Here is a 26970-nt window from a genome sequence, read left to right on the forward strand (position 1 = left end):
TGGTGTTCGGATCAGGCGTGAGTCAGGTACCAGCGCCAGTCCTGCTCACCCACCTCGCCCATGAACTGGCGGAACTCGGCCCACTTGATCGCCAGGAACACCTTGAGGAAATCCTCGCCCAGCGCTTCGCGTGCCCAGCTTGAACCTTCAAGGTTGCGCAGGGCGGTGAGCCAGTCGGTGGGCAGCGTTTCGCGGGCCTGCTCGTAGCCATTGCCGACGATGGCCTGGCCCGGGTCGATCCGTTCGCGGATGCCCTTGTGGATACCGGCGAGGATCGCAGCGGCGGCGAGATAAGGGTTGGCGTCGGCGCCGCAGATACGGTGTTCGACGTGACGGCTGTTGGCCGGCCCACCGGGAACGCGGAAGGACACGGTGCGGTTGTTCACCCCCCAGCTCTTGGCCAGCGGCGCGTAGCTGTTGGTCTGGAAGCGGCGGAAGGAGTTGGCGTTGGGGCAGAAGATCGCCAGGGCGTCGTCGAGCGTGGCCATCATGCCGCCGATGGCGTGCCTCAAGAGCGTGCCGTGCCTGCCTTCAAGGTCAGAAAGCTCGCTGGCCATCAGGTTGTTGCCCTCGGTGTCGGCCAGCGATACATGCATGTGCATGCCGCTGCCGGCCAGGTCACCGAACGGCTTGGCCATGAAACAGGCCTGCAGCCCGTGCTTGTTAGCCACTCCCTTGACCAGGCGCTTGTAGCGCACCCCTTCGTCCACGGCCTGGAGGGCATCGAAGCGGTGCTCCAGGGTCAGCTCCAGCTGGCCCGGAGCATATTCGGAGATCGCCGTGCGCACCGGCAGGCCCTGGGCCTCGCAGGCGGCGTAGAGGTCGTCCAGGAAAGGTTGCACCTGCTCCAGCTCGTACACGCCATAGACCTGCGGCGCCTGCGGGCGCACGCCGTTCATCTGCATGGCGGGCTGCGGGCGACCGTTGGCATCGCGTTGCTTGTCCAGCAGGTAGAACTCCAGCTCCACCGCCATCACCGGATGGTAGCCGTCGGCCTTGAGCGCATCGATGGTGCGCGCCAGCACATGGCGCGGGTCGCCCGGCGTGGCCGGCATACCTTCAGTCGGGTGCATGCTCACCTGCACCTGGCCGGTGGGCACCGTGCGCCAGGATTGCAGGGTGAGGCTGCCGGGCAATGGGTAGGTCCAGCAGTCGGCATCGGCCACTTCCCAGACCAGGCCGCTCTCCTCGACGTCTTCGCCCTGGATGGTCAGCGACAGGATCGAACTGGGCAGCGGACGGCCGTTCTCGTACATGGCCAGCAGTTCGTCGCGGTGCAGCAGCTTGCCGCGCGGAATGCCATTGGCGTCGATCAGCATCAGTTCGATGCTGCGCACCTCGGGGTGTTGTTCGAGGAAGTCACGCGCTTCCTGGGGATGGGCGAATTGCATGGTGGTTCTCGCAAAAGGTCGTGGGGCGCCATTCAACCTGTGGGAGGGGCTTCAGCCGCGACTGTCGCCGCTGAAGTGTCTCCCACGGGTATTACTCACGGGCACCGGGAATGGCCAGCAGTTCGGTGAGGGCCGCATCGAGCATGGCGATCAGCCTGTCCACATCTTCGGCCGTGGTGCTCGGGCAGCACAGGGTCATGTTGTGGAACGGGGTGATCAGGATGCCGCGGTTGATCAGGTACAGGTGCAGGGCCATCTGCAGTTCGTCATGGAACGCCGCTTCGGCCTCGGCACCGGTGCGCGGCGGGGTGGCGCAGAACTGGAACTCGCAGCGTGCGCCCAGCTCGGTCACCGACCAGTTCAGGCCGTGCTTGTCGATCAGCTGGCGGAAACCTTCGGCCAGACGTGCGGCCAGCGGCAGCATGTGATCATAGGCTGCCTGGGTCATCACCTGCTGCAGGTTGGCGCGCATGCAATGCATGGCCAGGGCGTTGGCCGACAGGGTGGTGCCCATGCCGCTGTGGCCGTGCCCCTGGCTTGCTTCACTGGCGCGCTGGCGGGCCTGAGTCATGGCTTCGGCCATCGCCGCGCTGCAACCGAAGATGCCGCAGGGCACGCCACCGGCGATGGGCTTGCCGACCACGAAGAAGTCCGGATCCAACCCCCACAGGCGCGTGCAACCGCCGATGTCGGTGGAGATGGTGTGGGTTTCGTCGATGATCAGCAGACTGCCGTACTTGCGCGTCAGCTCGCGGCATTTCTGCATGAAGCCCGGATCGGGCAGGACCATGCCGATATTGGTCATCGCCGGCTCGCAGAGCAGGGCGCAAACGTCGCCCTGAGCTAATGCGGCTTCCAGCGCTGCGACGTCGTTGAAGGGAATGGCGCGGCTGTGCTCGGTCAGATCATAGGCCTGGCCGATCAGGCCGGAGCGGTGCACGGTCTGGCCATCGCGCTCGCGCACCATCACGTCGTCGACGGTGCCGTGGTAGCAGCCGTCGAATACCAGCAGAGTCTTGCGGCCGGTGATGGCCCGCGCCCAGCGCAGCACATAGCGATTCGAATCGGTTGCCGTGGCGGTCACCTGCCAGTAGGGCAGGCCGAAGCGCTCGGCGAGCAGCTCGCCGCAGACTACCGCGTCCTCGCCGGGCAACATGGTGGTCAGGCCGTTATTGGCCTGTTCGGCGAGGGCTCGGGCCACCGGCTCCGGCGAGTGGCCGAACATGGTGCCGGTGTCGCCCAGGCAGAAGTCGATGTACTCGTGACCGTCCACGTCGAAGAAGCGCGCGCCCTTGGCGCGTTCGACGAACAGCGGTACCGGCGTCGACCAGTCGGCCATCCAGTGCATCGGCACGCCGCCGTACAGCGAGTGACGGGCGCGCTCGGCCAGGGCCACCGACTTCGGGTTGCGTTCGAGGAAACGGGCGCGTTCACGGGCGGTGAAGGTTTCCACGGCGGATGGGGCGATACCACTGGCAGTCATGTTGAACGCCTCGTTCGGATTTCAGTGCATCATATTTTGTGATCACAAAAATCGCAATATATCCCCATTTGACCAGTATGGGTTAATATTTTGCTTGTTATGTGATCACAAATTCTGGGTGGCCGGGCATCGCTCATTTCTGTCACCCGGTCTTGGTTCAATGGAGAATTTCATGCGCGACTGTCTACTTACTCTGTCCCAGCTTCCTGCACCGCCAAAGGGATGTTGAAACCATGAGCGACAATCTGCAGGAACAGTTGTACCAACGTATTCGCGAAGGCCTGCTGGCGGGACGTTTCCAGCCTGGACAGGCGTTGAAGATCCGCGATCTGGCCGCACAGTGGGGCACCAGCCCGATGCCGGTGCGTGCCGCGTTGCAGCGCCTGGTGGCCGAGGGTGCGCTGGAAGGCGAGCAGCAGCGCTCGGTGCGCGTGCCCTCGATGACCCGCGAACGTTACGAAAATATCTTCCAGGTACGCCTGGCGCTGGAAGGTCTCGCGGTGGAGCTGGCTACGCCGCGCCTGAGTCGCGACGACCTGGCCCGGCTGCGTGACTGCGTACAGCGCATGGATGCGGCCATCGAGCAGCGTCAGGTTCAGGACTACCTCAACGCCAATAGCCAGTTCCATCTGCAGCTGTATGGCGCCTGTGGCAACCCAGTGCTGGTGCGTTCGATCGAGTCGCTATGGCTGCAGATCGGCCCCTTCTTCAATCGCCTGTTCACCGGTGCCGATCTGTCGTTACGGCTCAACGACTTTCATGAAGACGCCTTCGCCGCCATCGAGGCCGGCGATGCCAAGGGCGCGCGCCAGGCCATGGAACAGGATCTGCTGTATTTCGCGCGGTTCCTGCTCAACCTGCTGGCGCTGGAGCAGGGCGAAGGGTGAGGGCCGTAGCTGGGTTCAAGCCGGCGCATAAGGGCCGATAGAGGGCGTCAGACACCCGTGGCGGGTGCGTGGCGCCCAGCTCCTGCGTAACGCCCCACAAGGTGCGCCGCGCGTGCCGCCGGGTTGCACGAGGGCGGTGAGTACGGCCCACTATGGCCGAGGGCGATCAGCTCTCCAGCCAGACGTCGCGGCACCAGTGCCAGACCGAGTCCCAGCTTTCGTCGGTGAGCTCGCCCTCGTCACCGTCCCACAGCCAGACCTGACCTTCGACGTCCACCGCGTAGTAGTCGCGGCCGTCCTGGCACAGCGGCACCAGGTCACGCGGCAGGCCGAGGTCCCAGGCTACCGAAGCGACTTCCGGCAGGTAGGTGTGCGAATGCGGGTCGCTGGCGGTCACCGGCTCCAGGCGTCCGTAGACCACGTCACTGACCTTGAGCAGAAATTCGCGCAGTTCGAAGGGCAGGTGGATGAGGATCTGTTCCTGAATTTCCACCAGGGTCTCTTCGTCCGGCAGCTCCAGCGGCACCGGAACCGGCTCATTGAGTTCGCGCAGCTGTTCGATGACTTCTTCCACGATTGGACTCTCCTGATGTGCGGGCAGCTTTATACCCTAGCAGCGGAATTTGGGGTATCGCTGAGGGGGCAGCGAAAAGCCGTTCCAGTTAGCAGCATGGACGATTGGCGCTTGAGCCGAGCGGTCTTTGTCGGCAACCTTGGCGCCCCGCGAGAAAGCCTGGAAGCGTCACTACATGCAGGATGCATCTTCAACCCCAACCGCGCAGCCTCGCGACGGCATCGTCGCGCGCCTGCAAAAGGAATTGCAGACCCGACGCTTCGTCGTAATCAGCCTGATCACCCTCGCCTGGCTGGTCGCGCTGCTGATCGTGGCGTCCCGTGAAGGCCACGGCCTGTTCGACAGCACCCATGTGGTCGTGTACGAGCCCTTCCAGTTGCCCGGCCGCGATGTGCGCGAGCCGCTACAGCCCGCTGCGCTGGCCGGCACGCTCAGACTTCATGCGGGCTTCGGTAGTGTCTTTAACAACCCCGCTCGACGCGACTGGTTCGAGCTGCTGCTGGCCGCGCGTGGCAGCAATGCACTGATGCCGGAAACCATTCTGGCTATCGACAACCTCCGTCTGTTCGCCGCGGATGGCACGCAGCTGTGTGCTCCGGAGCTGCGCCTGGATGCAGCGCAGCGCCCTGTATCGATAGGCCTCGATGCCGACCTGGCGCTATCGCAGGCGCTTGCCGAATACCCGATGCGCGCCATGCCGGCGCACCGCTTCGAACTGTTCTGGACGCCGGCATACAGCCTGGCCTGCGCGTATCAGGAACCGGCCTGGGTGCTGGCCGATGTGCTGCGCCAGGTCGCCGTCGCCGACCAGGCGCCGCTGTGGTTGACACTTTCCGGTGAGGAGAGCGTCATCCGTGTCGGCGACAGCCGCGTCACCGCCCGGCCCGGCGCCGTGCCGGGCGAGTGGTGGGTCGAGATCGTCAACCGGGGCGAGCAGACCTTGCATTTCATGCCGGATGACTACCCGGCGCATCAGGGCTGGCATCGCGTGCGTTACGCCCATTCGCCGTTCTATGACAGTGCCTGGGATCGCCTGCTGCGAAGCAGGGATTTTCTCGCTGCCGACATGTACCAGCTGCGCTTCGAGGGCACGCCGCCGGCGCGCCTGCCGATCAAGCTATGGAGTGGCAGGGAGGAGCGTCTCACGAATGTGCGCTTCTCCACGGACGACGAGCTGCGTAGCGATCCGTCCCTGCCTTCGGCCTGGCACCTGCCGCTGGCGCATACCGGCCTCGACATGCCCACGCAATTGCCGCAGCAGGCGCAGGGTCAGGAGTATCACGAAGTGTTTCTGCCCATCTCCCTGAGCGCCGTCTGTCAGCTGCGTGTGGTCAGCTCCGAACAGCCGCTGTTGCGCTGGCGGGCCACACAGCGAATAGCGATGGACAACTACCGGCGCTATGCGGCGTTGCCAGCGGAGCAGCTCGATCAGGTGCGCTGGGAGCTGCAGAGCAGCGATGGTGAGCTGCGCTTCCTCCACGACGCTCAGGTCGAGAGCGAGCTGTCCTGCCCGGCCGGCGTGGCCTGGCAGGCATTGCCTCATCAGCCTGGCGAAACGCCCTGGCTGGTTGCGGCCGGCGCCTTGCCGAGCGCGGTGGTGCAGCCCGGGCAGCCGGCGCGCGAGTTGTTCGGCCGGCTGCGCTTTCTCGATGCCAATGGACAGGCGTTGATGCCGGTTGCCCGTTCTGCCGACCTTGATGAGCCGACAGTCGATGACTTCCTGTTCCCCGGTGATGTGTTCAAGTTTCACGGCGAGGTCAGGCGTATCGAGCAGTTGATCACCCTCGATGCCACGCCGCGCACGGTGCGCTGGACGTATCGCTTCATGCAGCTGGAGGGCGACTGATATGCGCGTGCTCACCCTGACCCTGATGCTGCTGGCTTCTTCCGCGGTCGCCTTCGAGCGGGTGCCCCAGCGCCTGCTGAACGAGCTTGCGCCACCTGAGCTGGATGGCGACGGCTGTGTGCGCAGCACGGATGAGATTCACAAGGAAATCGTAGACGGCGAGGTCGTCGCTTGCGGTGCGCAAACCAACGGCCAGCGCAGCGGTTACTGGGTCGCGCAAACCAACGGCGGATTCATCGTGCATGGCTGGTATCGCGACGCTAAGAGTGTCGGAACCTGGCTGGCCCTGAGCGCTGCCGGCAATCTGGTCGGTGTCTGGCGGTACGACGCTGCGGGCGCCGAGCATGGCGTTTCCTACGGGTTGGAAAAGGACGGCCGGCTGGCCTGGAAACAGATTCACGTACATGGCCGACGGGTATTCAACTGCGAGGGATGGGAGTGGCCATGCTAGAGATGATGGCGTCGCCCGATTGGGTCCGCTGGGTAAGCCTGGCACTGGTAGTGTCGAGCGCGGCGGTGCTGGTGCCGGGCATCATCCGAGGCTGGGCTGCGACTGCGCTGGCGTTCGGGCTGTTGTGTGCGGTCTTGGCGGTGCTCGCCAGCAGCCACTACCTGTTGTTCAACTGGGCGTCGCAATGGTCTCTGGCGCTGCCCGGATTGCTGCTGGGCTTGCCGCTGATCTACCTGGGCAGCATCGGCCTGCTGGCTCGTCGGCAACCTCGGCGGCCGCTGGGCGCCACTCTGGTTCTGGCGGGCGGTGTGTTCCTGCTGTTTGCGAGCGACAGCCAGCAGCTTTGGCCGGCAACCTTCTACCGACTGCAGGGAGCGCTTCTGGACTATCCGGAACTGGTGCTGCATAGCGGAGAAGATCTTGGCGAGTACCTGCCGCCCGCGGGAACGCGGCTGATTTTCAAACCCGCGGACCAGACGCTCTCATGTGGGTTGTCGAGCGACCCTGAACCATCATATGCCTCACTGTCCTATCGCCTTGATTGCCGGAACTACTACTGGGGACCGGCGATGATTGCACCTGAGCAAGCTGCCCTTGATGATCTGCCGGTGCTCCATGGCCTTGCGAACCTCTGGTCGGAGGCAGGGCCGGGAAATTTCTTCACCCTCACGGGGGTTAAGCTGTTCCCGGCGGCGATGGCCGAGTTCGAGCTGCTGTGCCCTGCCGATATGGATTGCCAGGCCGGAAAGCAGGCCATCATGCAGCTACTTGGCTATGAGCGCTGGGATGATTTCCGGGCCTTGCTCCAGTCTCGCCGTGAGCAACTGCTGAAGGCTTACGAGGCTTCTCCCGCAGGGGCACGAAACGAGGCGATAGCCGTGCTTGCCGAGGATGTGCGCGCCCAGCTGGAGAAGCGCGTGGCTGTCATCGTTGCGGTGTATGCCGAGGCACAGGCGCGCAGTCTTACCCTGAGCGATCTGGCGCCCAGCTATTCGAGGCCGGCGGCCTTCTCTTCACCCCGCGAGAACAGCGCTGCAGCCTGGAACGGTCTTGTCCGCTCCCTGCGCCAGCTTCCTGTGTCGGTACCGGCAAACGGCACACTAAGCAGGTTGCAGAACGCCGTGCTGCTCGCTGCCGAGCGACAGGATGGTGGTGTGCGGCTGGTCTACCACACAGAGGTGGGGCGGCATGCCGCCAGTACCCTGGTGCTTTTTCTGGTGCCCCTGCTCTGGCTGGTGCTGGTACTCGCTGTGATGTTGTGGCGCTGTCTGCGGCCAGGCGGCGGGCGTTTGGTACCCTGGCGTTTTTGGAGAGTGTCGTGATGATCAGTTGGATCAGCAAGCACCACAGCGAACTCGATGTTTCTGAGCTGTATGCCATCCTTGCCCTGCGCACCCGGGTGTTCGTGGTCGAGCAGAACTGCCCCTACCTGGAAACCGATGGCCAGGATCTGGTCGGCGATACCTGTCACCTGATGGCGCGCGACGATAATTCGCTGCTGGGCTATCTGCGCCTGCTCGACCCGCAGCGCATGGGCGGCGAGGTAGTGATCGGAAGGGTGGTGATCGCCGAGGCGGCGCGTGGCACGGGCCTGGGCCACAGACTGATGGAGCAGGCGCTGGCCGAGTGCAGCCAGCGTTGGCCGGGCGTGCCGCTATACCTGTCGGCGCAGGCGCATCTGCAGGGTTACTACGGGCGTTATGGCTTCGAGCCGGTAACCGAGGTGTATCTGGAGGACGACATCCCGCATATCGGCATGCGCCGGGCCGTTAGCGAGCAGGCGTAATGCACGGATCGTCGCAATCGTAGGAGCGGCTTTCGCCGCGATGGCCGGTGAAACGAAAAACCCCGGGCAAGCCCGGGGTTTCTCATGCGTTGCCCAGAATCAGTTCTGGCGAATGCCGGCGATCAGCCAGGGCTGGTTGTCGCCCTGGGCGCGCTCCAGACGCCAGCTTTCGCTGAACGGTTCGCCCTGGTCGAAGCGCGAGGTCTTCGACACACCGCTGAAGGTCAGGGTGGCGATGGTCTTTTCGGCGTTGTCGTCGACACCATCGAGCTGGACCTGCAGGTCGTCGATGTAGGTGGACTGGAAGCCGTCACCCAGCTCGGCGCGCTCGCGCTTGAGGAAGTCCAGCAGTTGCGGGGTGACGAACTCGGCGATCTTGTCCATCTCGTTCGCGTCCCAGTGCTGCTGCAGGTTCATGAAATGCTCGCGGCCGGCGGCCAGGAAGCTTTGTTCATTGAACCAGGCCGGGGCATTGATCACCGGAGCGGCCGAGGCCAGGCGAGCGCCGAAGATATTGCTGCCGGCTGCCGGCGCGTTGGCGGCATTCGGCATTTCGCGCTGGTAGGGCGCACCGGCAGTTGCCATTTGCGGCTGTTGGCGAGCACGACGGGCGGCGAGGAAGCGGAAGATCAGGAAGGCGATCAGGCCGAAGATCAGAAAGTCCATGATCTGCAGGCCTTCGAAGCCGTCACCCATGAACATCGAGGCCAGCAGGCCACCGGCTGCCAGACCGGCCAGTGGGCCGAGCCAGCGCGAAGCGCCGCTGGCAGCGGCGGCAGGTTGCTGGCGACCAGGGGTCGGGGCAGCCTGTTGAGCAGGCGGCGTGGCCTGGCGGGTCTGGTGGCTGGGGGCGGAGCCGAAGGATTTGCCACCGCCGAAACGTTTGGCGTGGGCTTCGAAGCTGAAGGTCAGCGCCAGGCACAGGACCATGGCGATACTGAGGAAACGCTGCATCACGGTTTTCTCTCTGGTGGAAAGCTGATCGGCATCTTGCCCGTCATGGGTTGGCATGACCAGTGACAGAATGTTTCCGGCTTTTGCCTGTAGGGCGAGCACCCTGCGATTTGACCGATTAGCCCGGAAGCAAGCCGGCGACGGCCCGCAACCATGGCCCCGGATTTCATCCGGGCTAGGTGCGTTGCAACAGCAGCGGCAGTGGTCCGGCGCGCAACTGGCCACGCAGGAAGGCGCGGAACGCTGCAGCGTCCTCCTCGGGATGGCGCAACCAGTGCACGAAGCTGCGCAGGTAGGCGTTGGTGAGCAGAGTCTCCTCGGCGATGCGGCGCAGATGCAGGCTTTGCCGGCCGGCCGCTTCGCGCCACCACTGCACGGTGCGGCTGATGCGCATCAGGCCGAGCACCTGCAGATGAACGTGCCCGGGTTCGAGCTTGTACAGCAGCATCTGCCCGGTCACCGCGCGATGGGCGGCCAGGCTGTCGAGCCAGGCCAGCAGGCAAGCTTCCAGGCGCTGTTCGGCGTTCAGGCCGGCCAGGTCGGGATTGCGGGCGTAGCCAAGCATGGCCTGGTCGGCGCGGTCGAACCAGGCTTCCACCAGATCATCCTTGTCGCGGTAATGGCGGGCGATATCGTCCAGGCCGATTTCCAGCGCCGCGGCCACCTCGAACAGATGCAGGCGCTCCCAGCCGCAGACGTCGGCCAGTCGCAGGGCGGTATCAAGGATGAGGGCAGGGTCGGTCGGCTTTTTCTTCATTCCTGAAGTATGGTCGCCAAGGCCTGAGGTGACGCCTGAAACGACAAACGGGGTCTGATAGGTGAGACCTGGTCGCGCCGAACGGGTAGGAGCGGCGCCCCGCCGCGAAGCTGGGGGTAACGAACGCTTCGCCCCGGGGCGGGGCTCCCACAAGGGTAACTGCTATACCCTGAGCGGCTCAGCGCCAGTCGTACAGCTCCTTTTCCGACAGCGCATGCATTGAGGTGGCCAGCGCTTGGAAGGCCTGCATCGAGGCCCAGATGCGACCGTTGAGTTCGCTCTGCGCAGCCAGATCGCCGAGCACCTGTTCGGTCTCGCGCTGCATGGCCTGCAGCACCTCGTCGGGGAAGCGCTTGAGCAGCGTGCCGCTCTTCTTCAGCTCGTCCAGCGCCAGGGCGTTGTGGTAGACGTAGTCGTCCATCATGTCCTGGGTCGAGGCGCGCGCCGCTTCGGTGACGATGGCCTGCAGGTCGGCCGGCAGCGCATCGAATGCCTTCTGGTTGATCAGCAGCTCGAGCACGGATTGCGGCTCCTGCCAGCCCGGGTAGTAGTAGTACTTGGCCGCCTTCTGCAGGCCGAAGGCCAGGTCGTTGTAGGGGCTGACCCAGTCGGTGGCGTCGATGGCGCCGGTCTGCAGCGCGGTGAAGATCTCGCCGCCGGGCAGCACCACGGTGGTGGCTCCGAGGCGGCTCCAGACCTCGCCGCCGAGGCCCGGCATGCGGATCTTCAGGCCCTTGATGTCAGCCAGGCTGTTGATTTCCTTGTTGAACCAGCCGCCCATCTGCATGGTGCTGTTGCCTGCAGTCAGCGGCTTGAGGCCGAACGGCGCGTAGGCTTCGTCCCACAGCGCCTGGCCGCCGCCCTTGCTCAGCCAGGCGTTCATTTCCTGGGTGGACAGGCCGAAGGGCACCGCGCCGAAGAATTGCGCGGCCGGTACCTTGCCCTTCCAGTAGTAGGGCGTGCCGTGGCCGAGTTCGGCGGTGCCGCGCGACACCGCATCGAAGACTTCCAGCGCCGGCACCAGCTCGCCGGCAGCATAGACCTTGATGGTCAGGCGCCCGGCGCTCATGGCGTTGACCCGCTCGGCCAGGCGTTCGGCGGCAGTGCCGGTGCCTGGGGCGTTCTTCGGCCAGGTGGTGACCATCTTCCAGTGGAAGGTCTGGGCGGGCGCTGCGGCCTGGTCGGCCGGAGTGGAATCGTCCTTGCAGCCGATCAGGCCGAAGGCGAACAGGGGCAGGAGAAGCAGGGTGGAAAAGCGCATGGGATGGCTTCCAGATAATTTTGCAGGAGCGAATTTATTCGCGATCGCTGGTAAGGCGCCAACCCATCGCGAATGAATTCGCTCCCACAAGGGCGAAAAGCCGTGTGGGAGCGGAGGCGGCTCAACGCCAGTTGTACAGCTCTTTCTCGGTCAGCGTCTGCATGGCGCTGGCTTCTTCGAGGAAGGCCTTCTGCGAGGCCCAGATGCGGCCGTTGAGATCGTTTTCGGCAGCCAGGGACTCGAGCACCACCTCGGATTGTTCGCGCATGGCTTGCAGCACTTCATCCGGTAGGCGCTTGAACTGCACGCCTTCGCTCTTGAGGCTCTGCAGCGCCTTGGCGTTGTTGAACACGTAGTCGTCCATCATGTCCAGGGTTGCAGCGCGCGCGGCTTCGACGACGATGGCCTGCAGGTCGGCCGGCAGCGCGTCGAAGGCTTTCTGGTTGACCATGGATTCGACCACGGCTTGCGGTTCCTGCCAGCCCGGGAAGTAGTAGTACTTGGTCGCCTTGTGCAGACCGAAGGCCAGGTCGTTGTACGGTCCGACCCAGTCGGTGGCGTCGATGGCGCCGGTCTGCAGAGAGGTGAAAATCTCGCCACCGGGCAGGTTGACGGTGATTGCGCCGAGCTTGCTCCAGACTTCGCCGCCGAGGCCCGGCATGCGGATCTTCAGGCCCTTGATGTCATCCAGGCTGTTGATTTCCTTGTTGAACCAGCCGCCCATCTGCATGGTGGTATTGCCCGCCGACAGCGGTTTCACGCCGTAGGGTGCATAGGTTTCGTCCCACAGCGCCTGACCGCCGCCCTTGCTCAGCCAGGCGTTCATTTCCAGGGTGGAGAGGCCGAACGGCACGCTGCTGAAGAACTGCGCAGCCGGCACCTTGCCCTTCCAGTAGTACGGGGTGCCGTGGCCCATCTCGGCCGTGCCGCGCGATACCGCGTCGAACACCTCCAGTGCAGGTACCAGCTCGCCGGCCGCGTACACCTTGACGGTCAGGCGACCGGCGCTCATGGCGTTGATACGCTCGGCCAGACGCTCTGCAGCGGTGCCCAGGCCGGGGAAGTTCTTCGGCCAGGAAGTGACCATCTTCCAGTGGAAGGTTTCTGCCGGTTTGGCGGCGGCTTGCTCACTGGCAGCCTTTTCTTCTTTGCAGCCAACCAGGCCGATGGCGGCGATCAGCGCCAGAGCGGCGCCGAACAGATTGCGGCGATTCATCGATTCTCTCCAGATACGGTGTGCTAACAGGCTTCCAGCTTGGCATATGCCAGCATCAGCCACTTGCTGCCTTCGTTTTCAAAATTTACCTGCACCCGTGCCTGTGCGCCGGCACCCTCGAAGTTGAGGATGGTGCCCTCGCCGAACAGGCTGTGGCGTACGCGCTGGCCCAGGTTGAAGGGCGTCTGCGGCACGGCGCTGCCGGCGAACAGGCTGCCAGCGCTCATCGAGCTGGTGCTTACCGGGCGGCTGACGCTGTTGCTGAGGCGCACTTCCTGAATCAGCGGTGCGGGGATTTCGCGGACGAAGCGCGACACCTTGTTGTAGGTCTCGCTACCGTAGAGACGCCGGGTTTCGGCGTAGCTGATCACCAGCTTCTGCATGGCACGGGTAATGCCGACATAGGCCAGGCGGCGTTCTTCTTCCAGTCGGCCCGGTTCTTCCAGGCTCATCTTGTGCGGGAACAGACCCTCCTCCATGCCAACCAGGAATACCAGCGGGAATTCCAGGCCCTTGGCGCTGTGCAGGGTCATCAGTTGAATGCTGTCCTCGTTCTCGGCGGCCTGGGTGTCCCCGGCCTCCAGCGAAGCGTGGGTGAGGAAGGCCTGCAGCGGGGTCAGCTCGTCGTCTTCGTCATTCTCGAAGGCGCGCGCGGCGCTGACCAGCTCCTCCAGGTTCTCCACCCGGGCCTGGCCCTTCTCGCCCTTTTCCGCTTCATGGTAGGCGAGCAGGCCGCTCTGCTCGATGACCACCTGGGTCATCTGGTGCAGGGGCATTGCCATGACCTTCTCGGCGAGGCCTTCGATCAGCTCGATAAAGCCGCTCAGGGCGCTCGAAGCACGGCCCGGCAGTACCTTGTTGGCGAGCATCAGGCGGATCGCCTCCCACATGTGCACGTCATGGGCGCGGGCGTACTCGCGGATGCTCTCGATGCTTTTCTCGCCGATACCGCGCGCCGGCACGTTAATGATGCGCTCCAGCGCAGCATCGTTGCCGCGCCCGTCGAGCAGGCGCAGATAGGCCATGGCGTTCTTGATCTCGGCGCGCTCGAAGAAGCGCTGACCGCCGTAGATGCGGTAGGGGATGCGCTCGCGCAGCAGCGCCTCTTCCAGTACCCGCGACTGGGCGTTGGAGCGATACAGAATGGCGATCTCGCTGCGCTTGAGGCCGTCCTTGCGCAGCGCGTCCTCGATGCTCTCGACCACGTAGCGCGCTTCGTCGTGCTCGTTGAAGGCGGCGTACAGGGCCAGCGGCTCGCCGTCGCCGCCATCGGTCCACAGCTCCTTGCCGAGGCGCCCGTTGTTGTTGGCGATCAGGGCGTTGGCCGCCTTGAGGATGCCGGCGGTGGAGCGGTAATTCTGCTCCAGGCGGATCAGCTGGGTGTCGGGGAAGTCGCTGGAGAACTGCTGGATGTTCTCGATCTTGGCGCCGCGCCAGCCGTAGATCGACTGGTCGTCGTCACCCACCACCATCAGGCTGTCGCCGCCCTTGGCAAGAAAACGCAGCCAGGCGTACTGCACGGCGTTGGTGTCCTGGAACTCGTCGACCAGGATATGGCGGAAGCGCCGCTGGTAGTGCTCGAGCAGGCCTGGTTTGTCGCGCCACAGGTCAAGCGCGCGCAGCAGCAGCTCGGCGAAATCGATCACCCCGGTGCGTGCGCAGGCCGCTTCGTAGGCCTCATAGATGCCACGCATGGTGGCCAGGAACAGGTCGCCGCCGGCCTGGATGTGCGCTGGGCGCAGGCCTTCGTCCTTTTGCCCGTTGATGAACCACTGCGCCTGCTTGGCCGGCCAGCGCTGTTCGTCCAGGCCCAGGTCACGGATCACTCGTTTGATCAGGCGTTGCTGATCGTCGGAGTCGAGAATCTGGAAGTTCTCGGCCAGGCCGGCTTCCTGCCAGTGCGCGCGCAGCAGGCGATGGGCCAGGCCGTGGAAGGTGCCAACCCACATGCCGGCCGGGTTGTGCCCGAGCATGTCCTCGATGCGGTGGCGCATCTCGGCGGCGGCCTTGTTGGTAAAGGTCACCGAAAGGATCGAATGAGGCGAAGCGCCCATTGCCTGAATCAGGAAGGCAATGCGGTGCACCAGCACGCGGGTCTTGCCCGAGCCAGCGCCGGCCAGCACCAGCTGGCGGCCGAGCGGAGCGGCCACGGCCTGGACCTGGGCGTCGTTGAGCGAAGCGAGGAGGAGTTCGGGGTCGTTTTGCATCGCGGCATTCTAGGGGGCCGGGCAGGGGAGGGCAAACCGTCGGCCAGGCGAAGCGAACCCGGGCTGATGCAACCGACGACCGGTAGGTCAGAGCGCAGATGTGTGTACGCAGGCGGCCAAAGGCCATCATGTCTGGGTGGCGCCCGCCAAAAGTTGGGCGTCAGACTGTGAAATTGCCCACATCTTTGTTGGGCACAGCGTCTGTCTCGGGTATTCTCCCGCGACGTCAGGGCTGAGGGTGCCGATACTGACCCCGCAGATCCTTAGGCAACCATTACAAGAACATCGCCTATGACCGCCACGACTTGCGCCGTAATTCAAGAGGTGACGCTGGACCCGCATCAGGCTGAACGTCAGTTCGCCACGGACATTGCCGTCGAGCGTACCCGTCTGTTGTTTCTGGGCTCGCGCCTGCCTACTTTGCTCATGCTGCTGGTCGGCCTGGCCTGCAGTCTGCTGCTCTGGGACCAGCAGAGCGCAGCGTTGCTCATGGCGTGGCTGGGCTGGGTGGTGTTGCTGGTGCTGCTGCGTCTGACCCAGGTCAATGCCTTCAACGAGGCCCTGCCCAGCCGCCAGGCAGAACCCTACTGGCGACGCATCTTCCTCGTCGGTGCCGCAGCTTCCGGCCTGACCCTCGCCTTCGCCGTGATCGAGCTGGTGCCGGCCGATGTGTTCTATCAGCAGGCGCTGGTCTATGGCCTGATCGCTGCGGCGATTCTCTCGGCCAGCGTTGCCTATGCCGTCAGCCTGTCAGCCTTTCTCAGTTTCGCCTTGCCCTGCCTGGTGCCTTCGGCGGCCTTCCTGCTGCTGGCCGACAACAGCCTGCAACGCGGCTGGGGGCTGCTCGGGGTGATTCTGTTTCTCGCCCTGCTGGTGGTGGCCTGGCAGGTCAATCGCCTGGTGCAGCGCAGCCTGCTGCAGCGTTTTCACAACCTGGCGCTGATCAGCAACCTGGAGCACGCCAAGCAGCGCGCCGAGGGGCTCAACGAAGAGCTGGCGCGCGAGGTGGAGCAGCGCCGCCGCGCCGAACGCGAGCTGCGCGGTGCCCACGGTGAACTGGAAATGCGCGTGGCCGAGCGCACCCTGGAGCTGGACGAGGCGACCCATGCCCTGGGCAAGAGTCAGGCGCGTCTGGCCCTGGCCCTGGAAGCCAGTGAGCTGGGGCTGTGGGACTGGGATCTGGAGAGCGATCAGGTGCACCATTCGCACCTGCGCGAGCTGTTCGGCCTGGAGCCAGGCCAGGTGCAGGTGATGCTGCGTGATCTGACCCCGCGGCTGCATCCGGACGACCTGCCGCGGCTGCGCCGCGCGCTGGTCCAGCACCTCAAGGGACGCAGCGAGGACTATCAGATCGAATATCGCGTGCGTCATGAAGACGGCCACTGGGTCTGGGTCGAGGACCGTGGCCGCGCAGTCGAGCGCGATGCTGCCGGCCGTGTGCGGCGCATGCTCGGGACACGGCGCGACGTCAGTGCGCGGCGTGAGCAGGAGCAGCAGCAGCGCCTGGCCGCGACGGTGTTCGAGGCGGCCAGCGAAGGTATCTTCATTCTCGACCCGCACTACCGCGTGCTGGCAGTCAACCGCGCCTTCAGCTCGGTGACCGGCTACAGCAGCGAAGAAGTGGTCGGACGCACGGTGACCAGCCTGATCGGCAGCCGCGAGATGCGCAGGCAGTACCAGATGGTCCGCCAGGAGCTGGACAGCAGCGGCACCTGGCAGGGCGAGCTGATCGAGACGCGCAAGAGCGGCGAGCTCTACCCGCAGTGGCTGCAGCTCAATCTGGTACGCGATACCAGCGGGCGGCCCAGCCATATCGTCGGCTTCTTCGCCGACCTGACCGCGCGGCGCGAGGCCGAGGAGCGTCTGCGCTACCTGTCGCACTACGACGACCTCACCGGTCTGGCCAACCGCAGCCTGTTCAAGGAGCGCCTGCACGAGGCCAGCCAGCGTGCGCGGCAGAGCGGTCGCAGTATCGCCCTGGTGCATATCGACCTGGACCGCTTCAAGCTGCTCAACGACAGCCTCGGCCATGAGGTAGCGGACCAGCTGCTGCGCCAGATGAGCCGCCGCCTGACCCAGGCCGTGCCGGAAGCCGACTGCATCGCGCGGCTGTCGGGCGACGAATTCGCCGTCATTCTCGACGCCTACGGCAGCCTTTCCAGTCTGGCACGGGTAGCCAGTCGGCTGTTGGCCAAGATGCGCGTGCCGATGGACGTCGGCGGCCACGAGCTGGTGGTCAGCGCCTCGCTGGGCATCAGCCTGCTGCCGGACTATGCGCGCGAGATCAGCGCGCTGATCAGCCAGGCCAATATGGCCGTACAACATGCCAAGCACCTGGGCGGCAACACCTTCCAGTTCTTCACCGACAACCTGCAGGCCTGCACCCTTGAGCGCCTGCAGCTGGAGAACCAGCTGCGCAAGGCCATCGACGAGGGCCAGTTGGAGGTGTTCTACCAGCCCAAGCTGAATCTCGCCGACGATCAGCTGAACGCTGCCGAAGCACTGGTGCGCTGGCGCCACCCGCAGCAGGGCATGGTGGCGCCGGGCGAGTTCATCGGCCTGGCCGAAGAGACCGGATTGATCGCGCCGATCGGCGAGTTCGTGCTGCGCCAGGCCTGTCTGCAGGCTCGCGAATGGCAGCGTCAGGGGCTGGCGCAGATACGCGTGTCGGTCAACCTGTCGGTGCATCAGCTGCGTCAGGGCAACCTCACCAGCCTGGTCCGCCAGGTCCTCGAGGAAACCGGCCTGGCGCCGCAGTACCTGGAACTGGAGCTGACCGAAAGCCAGCTGCTCGACAACGTCGAAAGCGTCATCGCCACCTTCCAGCAACTGCGCGCGCTGGGCGTGAAGCTGGCGATCGACGACTTCGGCACCGGCTACAGCTCGCTCAGCTACCTCAAGCGCTTCCCGGTGCACTACGTGAAGATCGACCAGACCTTCATACGCGACCTGTCGCCAGGCGGCGAGGACGCGGCGATCACCCGCGCGATCATCGCCATGGCCCACAGCCTGGAGCTGAAAGTGGTCGCCGAGGGCGTGGAAACCCAGGCGCAGATGGACTTTCTCAAGAGCCAGAACTGCGACGAGATTCAGGGCTATCTGATCAGCCGCCCGGTGAAGGCCAGCGCCTTCGCCGATCTGCTGCGCGCGCAGCTCGACAGTCCGCTGGATTGAGCGGCGCTTGCTCTGTGCAGATACTCACTTGGCGAACAGCTGACCGATATCCTTGAACGCCTTGAACTCCAGGGCGTTGCCGCAGGGGTCGAGGAGGAACATGGTCGCCTGCTCGCCGACCTGGCCCTTGAAGCGTACGTAGGGTTCGATGACGAACTGCGTCTTGCGGCTGCGCAGGCGCTCGGCCAGCGCCTCCCAATCGTCCCAGTCGAGCACCACGCCGAAGTGCGGCACCGGCACGTCGTGGCCATCCACCGGATTGCTCACCGCCGCTTCCTGATAGGCCATCTTCGGCGCCTCGTGAATCACCAGCTGATGACCGAAGAAATCGAAGTCGACCCAGTGATCGCTGCTGCGCCCTTCAGCGCAACCGAACACTTCGCCATAGAAATGCCGCGCTGCGGCCAGATCAAAGACGGGGATTGCCAGGTGAAAGGGAGTAAGGGCCATCAGGCAGTACCTCTGATCCGCGGGTGTCAGGTTAGCCTAGCAACTGCCGGCTCGATTGAAAGCTCTTACTAAGTGAACTGACCTTACGCCGCGCTCGGAGGGCATGTCGCCTCGGGTGCCGGGTCTCATCGGACCGGGTTTCGCGCCGATCCAATAAAAATGCCGCGCGGCTTTGCAGCGGCGCGGCATCGGGTACAGCTCAGGGGGGCGGCGGCGATCAGAACGCCGGTACGACGGCGCCTTTGTATTTCTCTTCGATGAACTGCTTCACTTCGGCGCTGTGCAGGGCCTTGATCAGCTTCTGTACGGCTTCGCTGTCCTTGTTATCGGCGCGGGTCACCAGGATGTTCACGTACGGCGAGTCGCTGCCTTCGATGGCCAGGGCGTCCTGGGTCGGGTTCAGCTTGGCTTCCAGGGCATAGTTGGTGTTGATCAGGGCAACGTCGACCTGGCTCAGTACGCGCGGCAGGGTGGCCGCTTCCAGTTCACGCACCTTGATGGCCTTGGGGTTCTCGACGATGTCCTTCGGCGTGGCGAGGATGCCGGCTTCCGGCTTGAGCTTGATCACCCCGGCCTTCTGCAGCAGCAGCAGGGCGCGGCCGCCGTTGGTGGCGTCGTTGGGGATGGCCACGGTGGCGCCTTGCGCCAGCTCGTCGAGGCTCTTGATCTTGCTCGAGTAGGCGCCGAAGGGCTCGACGTGCACGCCGCCAACGGCGACCAGCTCGGTCTTGCGGCTGGCATTGAACTCGTCCAGGTACGGCTGGTGCTGGAAGAAGTTGGCGTCGAGGTTCTTCTGCTGTACCTGCAGGTTGGGCTGCACGTAGTCGGTGAACACGCGCACCTTCAGCTCCACCCCTTCTTTGGCCAGGGCCGGTTTGACGAACTCGAGGATCTCCGCGTGCGGCACCGGGGTGGCGGCGACGTTGAGGGTTTCGGCCTGGGCCGAGAAGGCCGCGAAGGCGGCGATTGCAGTCAGCAGCTTCTTCATTTCAAGGTTCCTTTTGGGAAGGTTGGCGCGGGTCTCGCGGGTGGCGAGTCGCCGCTTTTCATCATTACTTGCGAGAAAAATGTATGACCAATAGGTCCCCGACCATCTGCAGCACCTGCACCAGGACCAGCAGCAGAATCACGGTGACGGTCATCACGTCCGGCTGATAACGCTGGTAACCGTAGCGCACGGCCAGGTCACCGAGGCCGCCGCCGCCGACCAGGCCGCTCATGGCGGTGTAGCCGACCAGGGTAATCGCAGTGACGGTAGTGGCCGCGAGCAGGCCGGGCAGTGCCTCGGGCAGCAGCGCGCGGGTGATGATCTGCCAGGTGGTGGCGCCCATCGCCTGGGTCGCCTCGATGATGCCGCGTTCCACTTCACGCAGCGCGGTCTCCACCAGGCGCGCGAAGAACGGTGTCGCGCCGACCACCAACGGCGGAATGGCCCCGGCCACGCCAAGCGAGGTGCCGACCACGATTTCGGTGAGCGGCAGCATCAGGATCAAGAGGATGACGAAGGGCACCGAGCGCAGAATATTCACCAACAGCGAGAGCTGGCCATAGAGCACCTTCTGCTCGAACATCTGGCGCGGGCCGGTGAGGAACAGCAGTACGCCGAGCGGCAGGCCGAGCAGCACGGTGAACAGCATCGAGCCGAGCAGCATGTACAGGGTGTCGAGGCTGGCCTGCCAGATTTCCGGCCAGAATACGTTGGGCAGCAGTTGTTCGAGCATCAGCGCAGTACCTCCAGATGCACCTCGGCGGCTTCGAAGCGCGCCAGCGCGGCGTCGATGTCGCCACCGGTCAGGGCCAGGGTCAGCTGGCCATAGGGGGCGTCCTTGATACGGTCGATGCGCCCGGCAAGGATGCTGTAGTCCACCCCGGTCTCGCGGGCCACGGTGCCCAGCAGCGGTGCATAGGTGGCTTCGCCCTGGAAGGTCAGACGCAGGATACGTCCCGAGACGTGGGCGAAGTCGTCGTGTTGCTCAGCCTCGTCGACATGTTCGGACTCCTGCACGAAGCGCCGCGTGGTCGGGTGCTGCGGGTGCAGGAACACCTCGGCCACCGGACCTTCCTCGACGATGACGCCGGCATCCATCACGGCCACGCGGTCGCAGACGCGACGGATCACATCCATCTCGTGGGTGATCAGCACGATGGTCAGGCCCAGTTCGCGATTGATCTCGGCCAGCAGCTGCAGCACCGCAGTGGTGGTCTGTGGATCGAGGGCGCTGGTGGCTTCGTCGCACAGCAGGATCTTCGGCCTTGTGCTCAGCGCACGGGCGATGCCGACACGCTGTTTCTGCCCGCCGGAGAGCTGCGCGGGGTATTTGTTGGCGTGATCCTGCAGGCCGACGCGGGCCAGCAGCTCGGCGACGCGGGCGTCGATCTCGGCGCGGCCCAGCTCGCCAGCCAGGTGCAGCGGCATGGCGATATTGTCGGCGACGGTCTTCGACGACAGCAGGTTGAAGTGCTGGAAGATCATCCCGACCTGTTGGCGGAAGCGGCGCAGGCCATTGGCATCGAGGGCGGTGACGTCGACGCCGTCGATCTCGATGCGGCCGCCGGAGGGTTCCTCCAGGCGGTTGATCAGGCGCAGCAGGGTACTCTTGCCGGCGCCGGAGTGGCCGATGATGCCGAACACCTGACCGCTGCCGATCTGCAGCGTGGTGGGCTGCAGTGCCGGAATCTCGCGGCCCGCGACGCGGTAGGCCTTGTGGACGGATTGAAACTGGATCACGCGAACGACCTTTTGGGTGTGTTCAAGGGCGGGCCCAAAGATGAAAGGGGCCGGCCATCGGGCGCCGGGTGGGCGCAAAAGGGCGCTAGTCTACCCGGCGGTGTTTAGGCCGAGAAAATCTTTCTTGACCTATGGTTATTACAAATCGGCATTACCGATCAGCGGCGGTGCCAGTGCCTGCTTCACTGGCGCTGCGGGCTCAACAGCAGGCGCGGTACCTGTTGCGGCACAATCTTCTGGCTCAATTGCGGACGGAAGGTCGGGTCGAGCTTCTTGATGCGGGCCGTGAGCAGCGCCGCGACCCAGGGATAGTCCTTGGCCTCGCGCACTTCGATGTGCACGGCGCAGCGAAAGGTCACGACATCCGCTGCCACGTTGTCGAGCAGGCGGCGCAGTTCCTGATTGTCCTGGCTGTCCAGCATAGGCAGCGCCACCGAACTGGTGGCCGCGCTCGGGTCGATCAATCGGGCGCCGGGCTTGCTCTGGACCACCGGATCGGCCTGACCCGCCGGGATTGCAGAGGCCGCCGCCCTGGCCTGCCGCTCACCGGCCAGGCGCTGTTGGCGCAGCTGCTCCTGGCGCTCGGCGTCAAGCCTGGCAGCGGCCTCGCGCGCCTGTTGCTCGGCTGCCGCCTGGCGCGCGGCGCGGGCACTGTCGATGGCCTGGTTGAGGTCGTGACTCAAGGCGGGTGCCTGCGGCATCAGGCTACGGGCCTGGCCCAGCGCCTGGGCGGCACGGTCCAGATCGCCCTGCTGCAGCGCTTCCTGGCCTTGTTCCATATAAGCCTCGGCCAGCTGGCGCTGGTATTGCTCCAGGCGTGTGTCGCGGCTGGCGCGTTGCTGCAGGACGCTGAGCTGGCCGCGCGCGTCGTCGAGACGCTCTTCGGCCAGACTCAGGTCGAGCTCGCGCAAAGCGATGACCAGATCATCGACCGGCGGGAGACTTTGCTGCTGGCTGCTCTGGCAGCCGACCAGCAACAGAACCAGAAAAAGCGGAAGACCACGAAAAGCGAACGACTTCATGACTACGCGTCTCGAATTGTGCAAAAAACGCGCAATCATACAGGTTTGCGGCACCGATTTCACCTGGATCGGTCGCGCCGTAGCCCGGATGCAATCCGGGGAAAGCGTGGTCGAGCATTCCCGGATTGCATCCGGGCTACGCAGGGCGCGCCATCAGGAACTGCGCCTGGGCAGGGTGAAGCTGGCCAGGAACAGGGCGGCGGCGCTGACCACGATGGATGGTCCGGCCGGCGTATCCTGATACCAGGACAGCGCCAGGCCGCAGCAAACGGCCAGCAGGCCGAGCAGGCTGGCGCCCACGGCCATCTGCTCCGGGGTGCGCGCGTGGCGCTGGGCAGCAGCGGCGGGGATGATCAGCAAGGAGGTGATCAGCAGTACGCCGACGATCTTCATCGCCACGGCGATCACCACGGCGATCAGCAGCATCAGCGCCAGGCGGATCGCCGCCACCGGCAGACCTTCGACCCGCGCCAGTTCCTCGTGCACGGTGATCGCCAGCAGCGGTCGCCACAACCAGGCCAGCAGTGTTAGCACAAGCGCGCTGCCGCCGATGATCCAGGCTAGATCGGTGGGGCTTACGGCGAGCAGGTCGCCGAACAGATAGCTCATCAGGTCGATGCGCACGTCATGCATGAAGCTCAGCGCCACCAGACCCAGCGACAGGGTGCTGTGGGCGAGGATGCCCAGCAGGGTGTCGGAGGCCAGCGGCTGGCGCTGTTGCAGGGTCACCAGCAGCACGGCGAGCAGCACGCAGCCGACGGTCACGGTGAGGGTCGGGCTGACATCGAGCAGCAGGCCCAGCGCCACGCCGAGCAGGGCAGCGTGGGACAGGGTGTCGCCGAAATAGGCCATGCGCCGCCATACCACGAAGGAGCCGAGCGGGCCGGCTACCAGAGCCAGCGCCAGGCCGGCGAGCAGGGCGTTGAGAAGAAAGTCGGGCATCAGTGCTTGCAACCTGGGCCATGAACGTGAGCCGGGCCGTGAATGGTCAGGCCGGGCTTGACCACGCCGCCATGCAGGTCATGAGCGTGATCGTGATGATGGTGATAGACGGCCAGGCTCTTGGCGTCCTGGCCGAACAGCTCGATGAATGCCGGATCACCGCTGACCTGCTCGGGGTGCCCCGAACAGCAGACATGGCGGTTGAGGCAGACCACCTGATCGGTGGCGCTCATCACCAGGTGCAGGTCGTGCGAGACCATCAGCACGCCGCAGCCATGACGCTCGCGCAGCCGCGAGATCAGCCGGTACAGCTCGGCCTGACCCGCCACGTCGACGCCCTGCACCGGTTCGTCGAGTACCAGCAGTTGCGGCTCGCGCAGTAATGCCCGGGCCAGCAGCACACGCTGCATTTCGCCGCCGGAAATGCTCTGCAGCGGGCTGTCGATCACCTGCTCGGCGCCGACTTCGGCCAGCGCTGCCAGCGCGCGTTTGCGGTCCACGCCCGGTACCAGCCGCAAAAAGCGCAGCACCGACAGCGGCAGGGTCGCATCGACATGCAGTTTTTGCGGCATGTAGCCGATGCGCAGGCGTGGCGCGCGACGCACGCTGCCGCGCTCCGGTTGCAGCAGGCCGAGCACCACGCGCACCAGGGTGGTCTTGCCGGCGCCGTTGGGGCCGATCAGCGTGACGATCTCGCCGGGCTGCACGCTGAGCTGCACGTCGTCCAGCACTGCCTGGCCGTTGAAGCTCACAGCGACGCCGTCGAGACGGATCAGCGTCTCGCTCATGACTTGTCCTTGCAGCCCGCGCACAGGCCGACGACTTCCACGGTCTGGCTTTCCACGACGAAACCGACGCCGGCCGCACCATCGACGATGGCCTGGCTGATGGCGGGCTGCTCCAGTTCGGTCGCCGCGTGGCATGCGCGGCAGATCAGGAACTGGCCCTGATGCGCGTGTTCGGGATGGCTGCAGCCAACGAAGGCATTGAGAGAGGCGATGCGGTGCACCAGGCCGTTCTCAAGCAGAAAATCCAGCGCGCGGTAGACGGTGGGCGGCGCGGCGCGGCGGCCGTCTTCATCACTCAGTACGCCGAGGATGTCATAGGCACCGAGCGGCTTGTGACTGGCCCAGACCAGCTCCAGTACGCGTTTGCGCAGGGTCGTCAGGCGCAAGCCCTGGCGCGCACAGATGGCTTCGGCTTCGGCCAGCGCATGGCTGACACAGCGGGAGTGATCGTGGGGGCGTGCAGACAGGGGCGTGTCGGTCATGGGCAAGGACGGCGCAGGTAAGAGACGTTATTATGTTACCTGTTCAATGTCGCTTGAGTATGCCCCGTGTTACGTGTTTTCTGTTTCATTGCCCTGTTTTTCGTCGCCAGCGCCCAGGCCGAGGTACGCGTCCTGACCAGTATCAAGCCGTTGCAACTGATCGCCGCGGCGGTTCAGGACGGTGTTGGCGAACCTGAAGTACTGCTGCCGCCGGGCGCCTCGCCGCACCACTATGCGCTGCGCCCGTCCGACGTACGGCGTGTACGCGAGGCCGACCTGCTGTACTGGATCGGCCCGGACATGGAGGCCTTCCTGCCCCGTGTGCTGAGCAGCCGCGACAAGCCGCAGGTGGCCGTGCAGGAGCTGCCCGGCATGACCCTGCGTCACTTCGGCGACAGTCATGATGAGCATGATCACCACGAGGAGGGTCATGATCACCAGCATGCACACGCCGCTGACGGCCTTGGCCACGATCACGACCATCGTCCGGGCAGTCTGGATGCCCATTTGTGGCTGGCTGCGGACAACGCCAAGGTGATCGCCGCGCGCATGGCGGCAGACCTGGCCAAGTTGGACGCTGCCAACGCCGCGCGTTACGCCGCCAACCTGCAAGCCTTCGAGGCGCGCCTGGATGCGCTCGATGGCCGTATCCGTCCGCAGTTGGCCGCCCTGCAAGGCAAGCCGTACTTCGTTTTCCACGAGGCCTTCGACTATTTCGAGGCCGCCTATGGCCTCAAGCACGCCGGCGTGTTCAGCGTGCTGACCGAAGTGCAGCCTGGTGCGCGCCATGTCGCTGCCATGCGTGAGCGTCTGCAGCAGACCGGTCCGAGCTGCGTCTTCAGCGAACCGCCGCTGCGCCCGCGCCTGGCCGAAACCCTGACCGCCGGCCTGCCGGTGCAACTGGCAGAGCTGGATGCGCTGGGCGGCACCCTGCCGGTCAATGCCAGCGGTTACGAGCAGCTGTTGGAAAACCTGGCCGCTGGCCTGAACGAGTGCCTCGGTAGCCTGTAGGGTGGAACACGCTTTATCGTTCCACCAGAGAAGCGCTGGCTGAGCCTTCATGGTGGATGAAAAAGCGCCATCCACCCTATGCACTGGAAAATCTGCCGGATCTCGCGCGATGGACGCCCCGGATTGCATCCGGGCTACGGGGCGGCGAGGCTGTTGTGGAAGCGGCTTCAGCCGCGACCGCCGAGCTAACTGTAACCACCTCTACATTGCCGCTGGCCGGCGCAAACCACTAGGCTTGCGCTTTTGCCGCGAGCGCCTGCCATGTCGCCAACCGCACCCCGCCCGTCCAACGCCACGCTGGTGCTGCTGGCCTCCCTCTATTGCGCGCAGGGCCTGCCGTCCGGGCTGATCGCCCACTCGTTACCGGTGCTGCTGCGTCAGCATGGCGTCGACCTGGCATTGATCGGCCTGCTCAAGCTGCTGGCGCTGCCCTGGCTGCTCAAGGTGTTCTGGGCGCCGTGGATCGACCGCCTGGCCTCGTCCCGGCTGGGCCATCACCGTGGCTGGATTCTGCCGCTGCAGAGCGGAGTCATCGTCTGTGTCGCCGCACTGGCGCTGCTGGCCCCGCAGACCCTGTTCGGTTCGGGCCTGTGGCTGCTGCTTGGCCTGTTGTTGCTGATCAATCTGCTGGCGTCGACCCAGGACATTGCCACCGATGGCCTCACCGTGCGCCTGCTGCCCGAGCGCTGGCGCGGCCTCGGCAACAGCCTGCAGGTCGGCGGCTACAAGGTCGGCATGATCGTCAGCGGCAGCGGTCTGCTGCTGGTGATTGACCCGTTGGGCTGGAACCTGGCTGTGGGGCTGGTGGCCGGCCTGATCCTGTTGATGACTGTGCCGATCTGGTTGTTCCCCGAGCGTCGAACTCTACCCTTTCAGCCCGCTCTGGCGGAGCGCGCACTTGGTCCGAGCCTTTTGCTCCATCATTACCGCGGCTTGTTGGCGCAGCCGGGCATGCTGCTGTGGCTGGCGGTGGTGCTGACCTTCAAGCTCGGTGACTCGCTCGGCTCGCCGATGATCAAGCCGATGCTGGTGGACCAGGGCTGGAGCACGGGTGCGCTTGGCCAGCTAACCCTGATCAGCAGCCTGGCCGGCATCGCTGGCGCGGTGCTTGGCGGCCTGCTCTACGCCCGTATCGGCGTGCTGCGTGCATTGATCCTGTTCGGCGCCCTGCAGGCCATCGGCATCGCCGCGCTGGCGCTGCTGGTGGGGCAGGGGGCCAATGTTGGCCTGGTCTACGCCGTGACGCTGTTCGAGCAGGTGGCCGATGGCATGTCCACTGTCGCCCTGTTCGCCGCGATGATGCGCATGTGCCGCCCGGAACACGAAGGCGCTGACTTCACTCTGCAGGCCTCGGCGCAGTTGCTGCTGTCCGGCTTAGTCGGGGCCAGCAGCGGGGCGTTGGCCGAGGCGCTGGGGTATGAGGGGTTGTTCGTCGGCGCCGGAGTGCTGGGCGTACTGGTATTGGGGGTGGTGTTGCTGCACAAAGGCAATCTCAAGCGGCAAGCCTGAAGCCAGTAGCCCGGATGAAATCCGGGGCGGCGCCGAGAAAGCCTCCCGGAT

24 protein-coding genes are annotated in these 26970 nt (G+C 65.0%); 8 read left to right on the forward strand and 16 right to left on the reverse strand.

The window, feature by feature from the left end; all coding sequences use genetic code 11:
* Window positions 1-11 precede the first annotated feature (11 nt).
* Window positions 12-1391 carry a glutamine synthetase family protein gene (locus tag GYB81_RS07880; protein WP_161864344.1) on the reverse strand — a complete coding sequence of 460 codons (1380 nt, stop codon included), beginning with the start codon at window positions 1389-1391 and terminating at the stop codon, window positions 12-14.
* Window positions 1392-1482: 91 nt separating this feature from the next.
* Complete coding sequence (locus tag GYB81_RS07885; RefSeq protein ID WP_161864345.1) at window positions 1483-2874, reverse strand: aspartate aminotransferase family protein; 1392 nt, start codon at window positions 2872-2874, stop codon at window positions 1483-1485.
* Between the two features lie 233 nt (window positions 2875-3107).
* On the opposite strand from GYB81_RS07885, the gene GYB81_RS07890 reads away from it, so the two are divergent.
* Window positions 3108-3761: a GntR family transcriptional regulator gene (locus GYB81_RS07890; protein ID WP_161864346.1), complete on the forward strand. Its 654-nt coding sequence runs from the start codon at window positions 3108-3110 to the stop codon at window positions 3759-3761.
* A 166-nt stretch (window positions 3762-3927) separates the two neighbouring features.
* On the opposite strand, the gene GYB81_RS07895 is transcribed toward GYB81_RS07890, so the two are convergent.
* Window positions 3928-4335 (reverse strand): SMI1/KNR4 family protein, encoded by a 408-nt coding sequence (locus GYB81_RS07895; RefSeq protein WP_024310159.1) that lies wholly within the window; start codon window positions 4333-4335, stop codon window positions 3928-3930.
* Window positions 4336-4462: 127 nt separating this feature from the next.
* On the opposite strand from GYB81_RS07895, the gene GYB81_RS07900 reads away from it, so the two are divergent.
* From GYB81_RS07900 to GYB81_RS07915, 4 genes are read left to right on the forward strand one after another with little or no spacing between them, the layout of a single operon-like run.
* Window positions 4463-6181 carry a hypothetical protein gene (locus GYB81_RS07900; protein ID WP_233787502.1) on the forward strand — a complete coding sequence of 573 codons (1719 nt, stop codon included), beginning with the start codon at window positions 4463-4465 and terminating at the stop codon, window positions 6179-6181.
* A 1-nt stretch (window position 6182) separates the two neighbouring features.
* A complete protein-coding gene (locus tag GYB81_RS07905) occupies window positions 6183-6632 on the forward strand; it encodes a hypothetical protein (protein ID WP_161864347.1) in 450 nt (149 codons plus the stop codon).
* Complete coding sequence (locus GYB81_RS07910; protein WP_233787503.1) at window positions 6626-7954, forward strand: hypothetical protein; 1329 nt, start codon at window positions 6626-6628, stop codon at window positions 7952-7954. Before GYB81_RS07905 ends, GYB81_RS07910 begins: the two co-directional genes overlap by 7 nt.
* A complete protein-coding gene (locus GYB81_RS07915; RefSeq protein WP_438810702.1) occupies window positions 7954-8418 on the forward strand; it encodes a GNAT family N-acetyltransferase in 465 nt (154 codons plus the stop codon). Before GYB81_RS07910 ends, GYB81_RS07915 begins: the two co-directional genes overlap by 1 nt.
* Window positions 8419-8517: 99 nt before the next feature.
* Here GYB81_RS07915 and GYB81_RS07920 read toward each other — a convergent pair whose 3' ends face one another.
* From GYB81_RS07920 to uvrD, 5 genes are all read right to left on the reverse strand, one after another.
* A complete protein-coding gene (locus GYB81_RS07920; protein ID WP_161864377.1) occupies window positions 8518-9372 on the reverse strand; it encodes a Tim44 domain-containing protein in 855 nt (284 codons plus the stop codon).
* A gap of 175 nt (window positions 9373-9547) precedes the next feature.
* Window positions 9548-10129, reverse strand: a complete 582-nt coding sequence (locus GYB81_RS07925; RefSeq protein WP_161864349.1) for a TetR/AcrR family transcriptional regulator — start codon at window positions 10127-10129, stop codon at window positions 9548-9550.
* A gap of 178 nt (window positions 10130-10307) precedes the next feature.
* Window positions 10308-11390, reverse strand: a complete 1083-nt coding sequence (locus GYB81_RS07930; RefSeq protein WP_161864350.1) for a TRAP transporter substrate-binding protein — start codon at window positions 11388-11390, stop codon at window positions 10308-10310.
* A 121-nt stretch (window positions 11391-11511) separates the two neighbouring features.
* On the reverse strand, window positions 11512-12606 hold the full coding sequence (locus GYB81_RS07935) for a TRAP transporter substrate-binding protein (RefSeq protein WP_161864351.1): 1095 nt from the start codon (window positions 12604-12606) through the stop codon (window positions 11512-11514).
* A gap of 23 nt (window positions 12607-12629) precedes the next feature.
* Entirely contained in the window at window positions 12630-14813 is a 2184-nt protein-coding gene (gene uvrD, locus GYB81_RS07940; RefSeq protein WP_161864352.1) for a DNA helicase II, read from the reverse strand.
* Window positions 14814-15104: 291 nt separating this feature from the next.
* On the opposite strand from uvrD, the gene GYB81_RS07945 reads away from it, so the two are divergent.
* On the forward strand, window positions 15105-17987 hold the full coding sequence (locus GYB81_RS07945; RefSeq protein WP_161864353.1) for an EAL domain-containing protein: 2883 nt from the start codon (window positions 15105-15107) through the stop codon (window positions 17985-17987).
* Window positions 17988-18011: 24 nt separating this feature from the next.
* Here GYB81_RS07945 and GYB81_RS07950 read toward each other — a convergent pair whose 3' ends face one another.
* The 8 genes from GYB81_RS07950 to zur form a co-directional block, all read right to left on the reverse strand.
* The gene (locus tag GYB81_RS07950) at window positions 18012-18437 is read right to left on the reverse strand and encodes a VOC family protein (RefSeq protein WP_161864354.1); all 426 of its coding nucleotides are present in this window, start codon (window positions 18435-18437) and stop codon (window positions 18012-18014) included.
* A 217-nt stretch (window positions 18438-18654) separates the two neighbouring features.
* Window positions 18655-19425, reverse strand: coding sequence for a MetQ/NlpA family ABC transporter substrate-binding protein (locus GYB81_RS07955; protein WP_161864355.1), 771 nt, complete (start codon window positions 19423-19425; stop codon window positions 18655-18657).
* A gap of 64 nt (window positions 19426-19489) precedes the next feature.
* Window positions 19490-20158: a methionine ABC transporter permease gene (locus GYB81_RS07960; protein ID WP_161864356.1), complete on the reverse strand. Its 669-nt coding sequence runs from the start codon at window positions 20156-20158 to the stop codon at window positions 19490-19492.
* Complete coding sequence (locus tag GYB81_RS07965; protein WP_161864357.1) at window positions 20158-21165, reverse strand: methionine ABC transporter ATP-binding protein; 1008 nt, start codon at window positions 21163-21165, stop codon at window positions 20158-20160. Before GYB81_RS07965 ends, GYB81_RS07960 begins: the two co-directional genes overlap by 1 nt.
* Before the next feature lie 182 nt (window positions 21166-21347).
* Window positions 21348-22187: a PA5502 family lipoprotein gene (locus tag GYB81_RS07970; protein WP_161864358.1), complete on the reverse strand. Its 840-nt coding sequence runs from the start codon at window positions 22185-22187 to the stop codon at window positions 21348-21350.
* 153 nt (window positions 22188-22340) lie between these two features.
* Window positions 22341-23129: a zinc ABC transporter permease subunit ZnuB gene (gene znuB, locus GYB81_RS07975; RefSeq protein ID WP_161864359.1), complete on the reverse strand. Its 789-nt coding sequence runs from the start codon at window positions 23127-23129 to the stop codon at window positions 22341-22343.
* Entirely contained in the window at window positions 23129-23917 is a 789-nt protein-coding gene (znuC, locus tag GYB81_RS07980) for a zinc ABC transporter ATP-binding protein ZnuC (RefSeq protein ID WP_161864360.1), read from the reverse strand. The genes znuB and znuC overlap by 1 nt, the downstream gene beginning before the upstream one ends.
* On the reverse strand, window positions 23914-24399 hold the full coding sequence (zur, locus tag GYB81_RS07985) for a zinc uptake transcriptional repressor Zur (RefSeq protein ID WP_161864361.1): 486 nt from the start codon (window positions 24397-24399) through the stop codon (window positions 23914-23916). Before zur ends, znuC begins: the two co-directional genes overlap by 4 nt.
* Window positions 24400-24465: 66 nt before the next feature.
* On the opposite strand from zur, the gene znuA reads away from it, so the two are divergent.
* Both znuA and GYB81_RS07995 read left to right on the forward strand, forming a co-directional pair.
* The gene (gene znuA, locus GYB81_RS07990; protein ID WP_161864362.1) at window positions 24466-25410 is read left to right on the forward strand and encodes a zinc ABC transporter substrate-binding protein ZnuA; all 945 of its coding nucleotides are present in this window, start codon (window positions 24466-24468) and stop codon (window positions 25408-25410) included.
* 261 nt (window positions 25411-25671) lie between these two features.
* Window positions 25672-26919, forward strand: a complete 1248-nt coding sequence (locus GYB81_RS07995; protein ID WP_161866760.1) for an MFS transporter — start codon at window positions 25672-25674, stop codon at window positions 26917-26919.
* The last annotated feature ends 51 nt before the right edge of the window (window positions 26920-26970 follow it).

The sequence above is a fragment of the Pseudomonas yangonensis genome, assembly GCF_009932725.1.
Classification (GTDB): domain Bacteria; phylum Pseudomonadota; class Gammaproteobacteria; order Pseudomonadales; family Pseudomonadaceae; genus Aquipseudomonas; species Aquipseudomonas yangonensis.

Coding starts and splice junctions, on each gene's coding strand:
- GYB81_RS07885 (WP_161864345.1), bottom strand. CDS start 2,874: ATGACTGCCAGTGGTATCGCCCCATCCGCCGTGGAAACCTTCACCGCC.
- GYB81_RS07890 (WP_161864346.1), top strand. CDS start 3,108: ATGAGCGACAATCTGCAGGAACAGTTGTACCAACGTATTCGCGAAGGC.
- GYB81_RS07880 (WP_161864344.1), bottom strand. CDS start 1,391: ATGCAATTCGCCCATCCCCAGGAAGCGCGTGACTTCCTCGAACAACAC.
- GYB81_RS07960 (WP_161864356.1), bottom strand. CDS start 20,158: ATGCTCGAACAACTGCTGCCCAACGTATTCTGGCCGGAAATCTGGCAG.
- GYB81_RS07955 (WP_161864355.1), bottom strand. CDS start 19,425: ATGAAGAAGCTGCTGACTGCAATCGCCGCCTTCGCGGCCTTCTCGGCC.
- GYB81_RS07925 (WP_161864349.1), bottom strand. CDS start 10,129: ATGAAGAAAAAGCCGACCGACCCTGCCCTCATCCTTGATACCGCCCTG.
- GYB81_RS07935 (WP_161864351.1), bottom strand. CDS start 12,606: ATGAATCGCCGCAATCTGTTCGGCGCCGCTCTGGCGCTGATCGCCGCC.
- znuB (WP_161864359.1), bottom strand. CDS start 23,129: ATGCCCGACTTTCTTCTCAACGCCCTGCTCGCCGGCCTGGCGCTGGCT.
- GYB81_RS07930 (WP_161864350.1), bottom strand. CDS start 11,390: ATGCGCTTTTCCACCCTGCTTCTCCTGCCCCTGTTCGCCTTCGGCCTG.
- GYB81_RS07920 (WP_161864377.1), bottom strand. CDS start 9,372: ATGCAGCGTTTCCTCAGTATCGCCATGGTCCTGTGCCTGGCGCTGACC.
- GYB81_RS07915 (WP_438810702.1), top strand. CDS start 7,954: ATGATCAGTTGGATCAGCAAGCACCACAGCGAACTCGATGTTTCTGAG.
- GYB81_RS07945 (WP_161864353.1), top strand. CDS start 15,105: ATGACCGCCACGACTTGCGCCGTAATTCAAGAGGTGACGCTGGACCCG.
- GYB81_RS07995 (WP_161866760.1), top strand. CDS start 25,672: ATGTCGCCAACCGCACCCCGCCCGTCCAACGCCACGCTGGTGCTGCTG.
- GYB81_RS07905 (WP_161864347.1), top strand. CDS start 6,183: ATGCGCGTGCTCACCCTGACCCTGATGCTGCTGGCTTCTTCCGCGGTC.
- zur (WP_161864361.1), bottom strand. CDS start 24,399: ATGACCGACACGCCCCTGTCTGCACGCCCCCACGATCACTCCCGCTGT.
- uvrD (WP_161864352.1), bottom strand. CDS start 14,813: ATGCAAAACGACCCCGAACTCCTCCTCGCTTCGCTCAACGACGCCCAG.
- GYB81_RS07910 (WP_233787503.1), top strand. CDS start 6,626: ATGCTAGAGATGATGGCGTCGCCCGATTGGGTCCGCTGGGTAAGCCTG.
- GYB81_RS07950 (WP_161864354.1), bottom strand. CDS start 18,437: ATGGCCCTTACTCCCTTTCACCTGGCAATCCCCGTCTTTGATCTGGCC.
- znuC (WP_161864360.1), bottom strand. CDS start 23,917: ATGAGCGAGACGCTGATCCGTCTCGACGGCGTCGCTGTGAGCTTCAAC.
- GYB81_RS07970 (WP_161864358.1), bottom strand. CDS start 22,187: ATGAAGTCGTTCGCTTTTCGTGGTCTTCCGCTTTTTCTGGTTCTGTTG.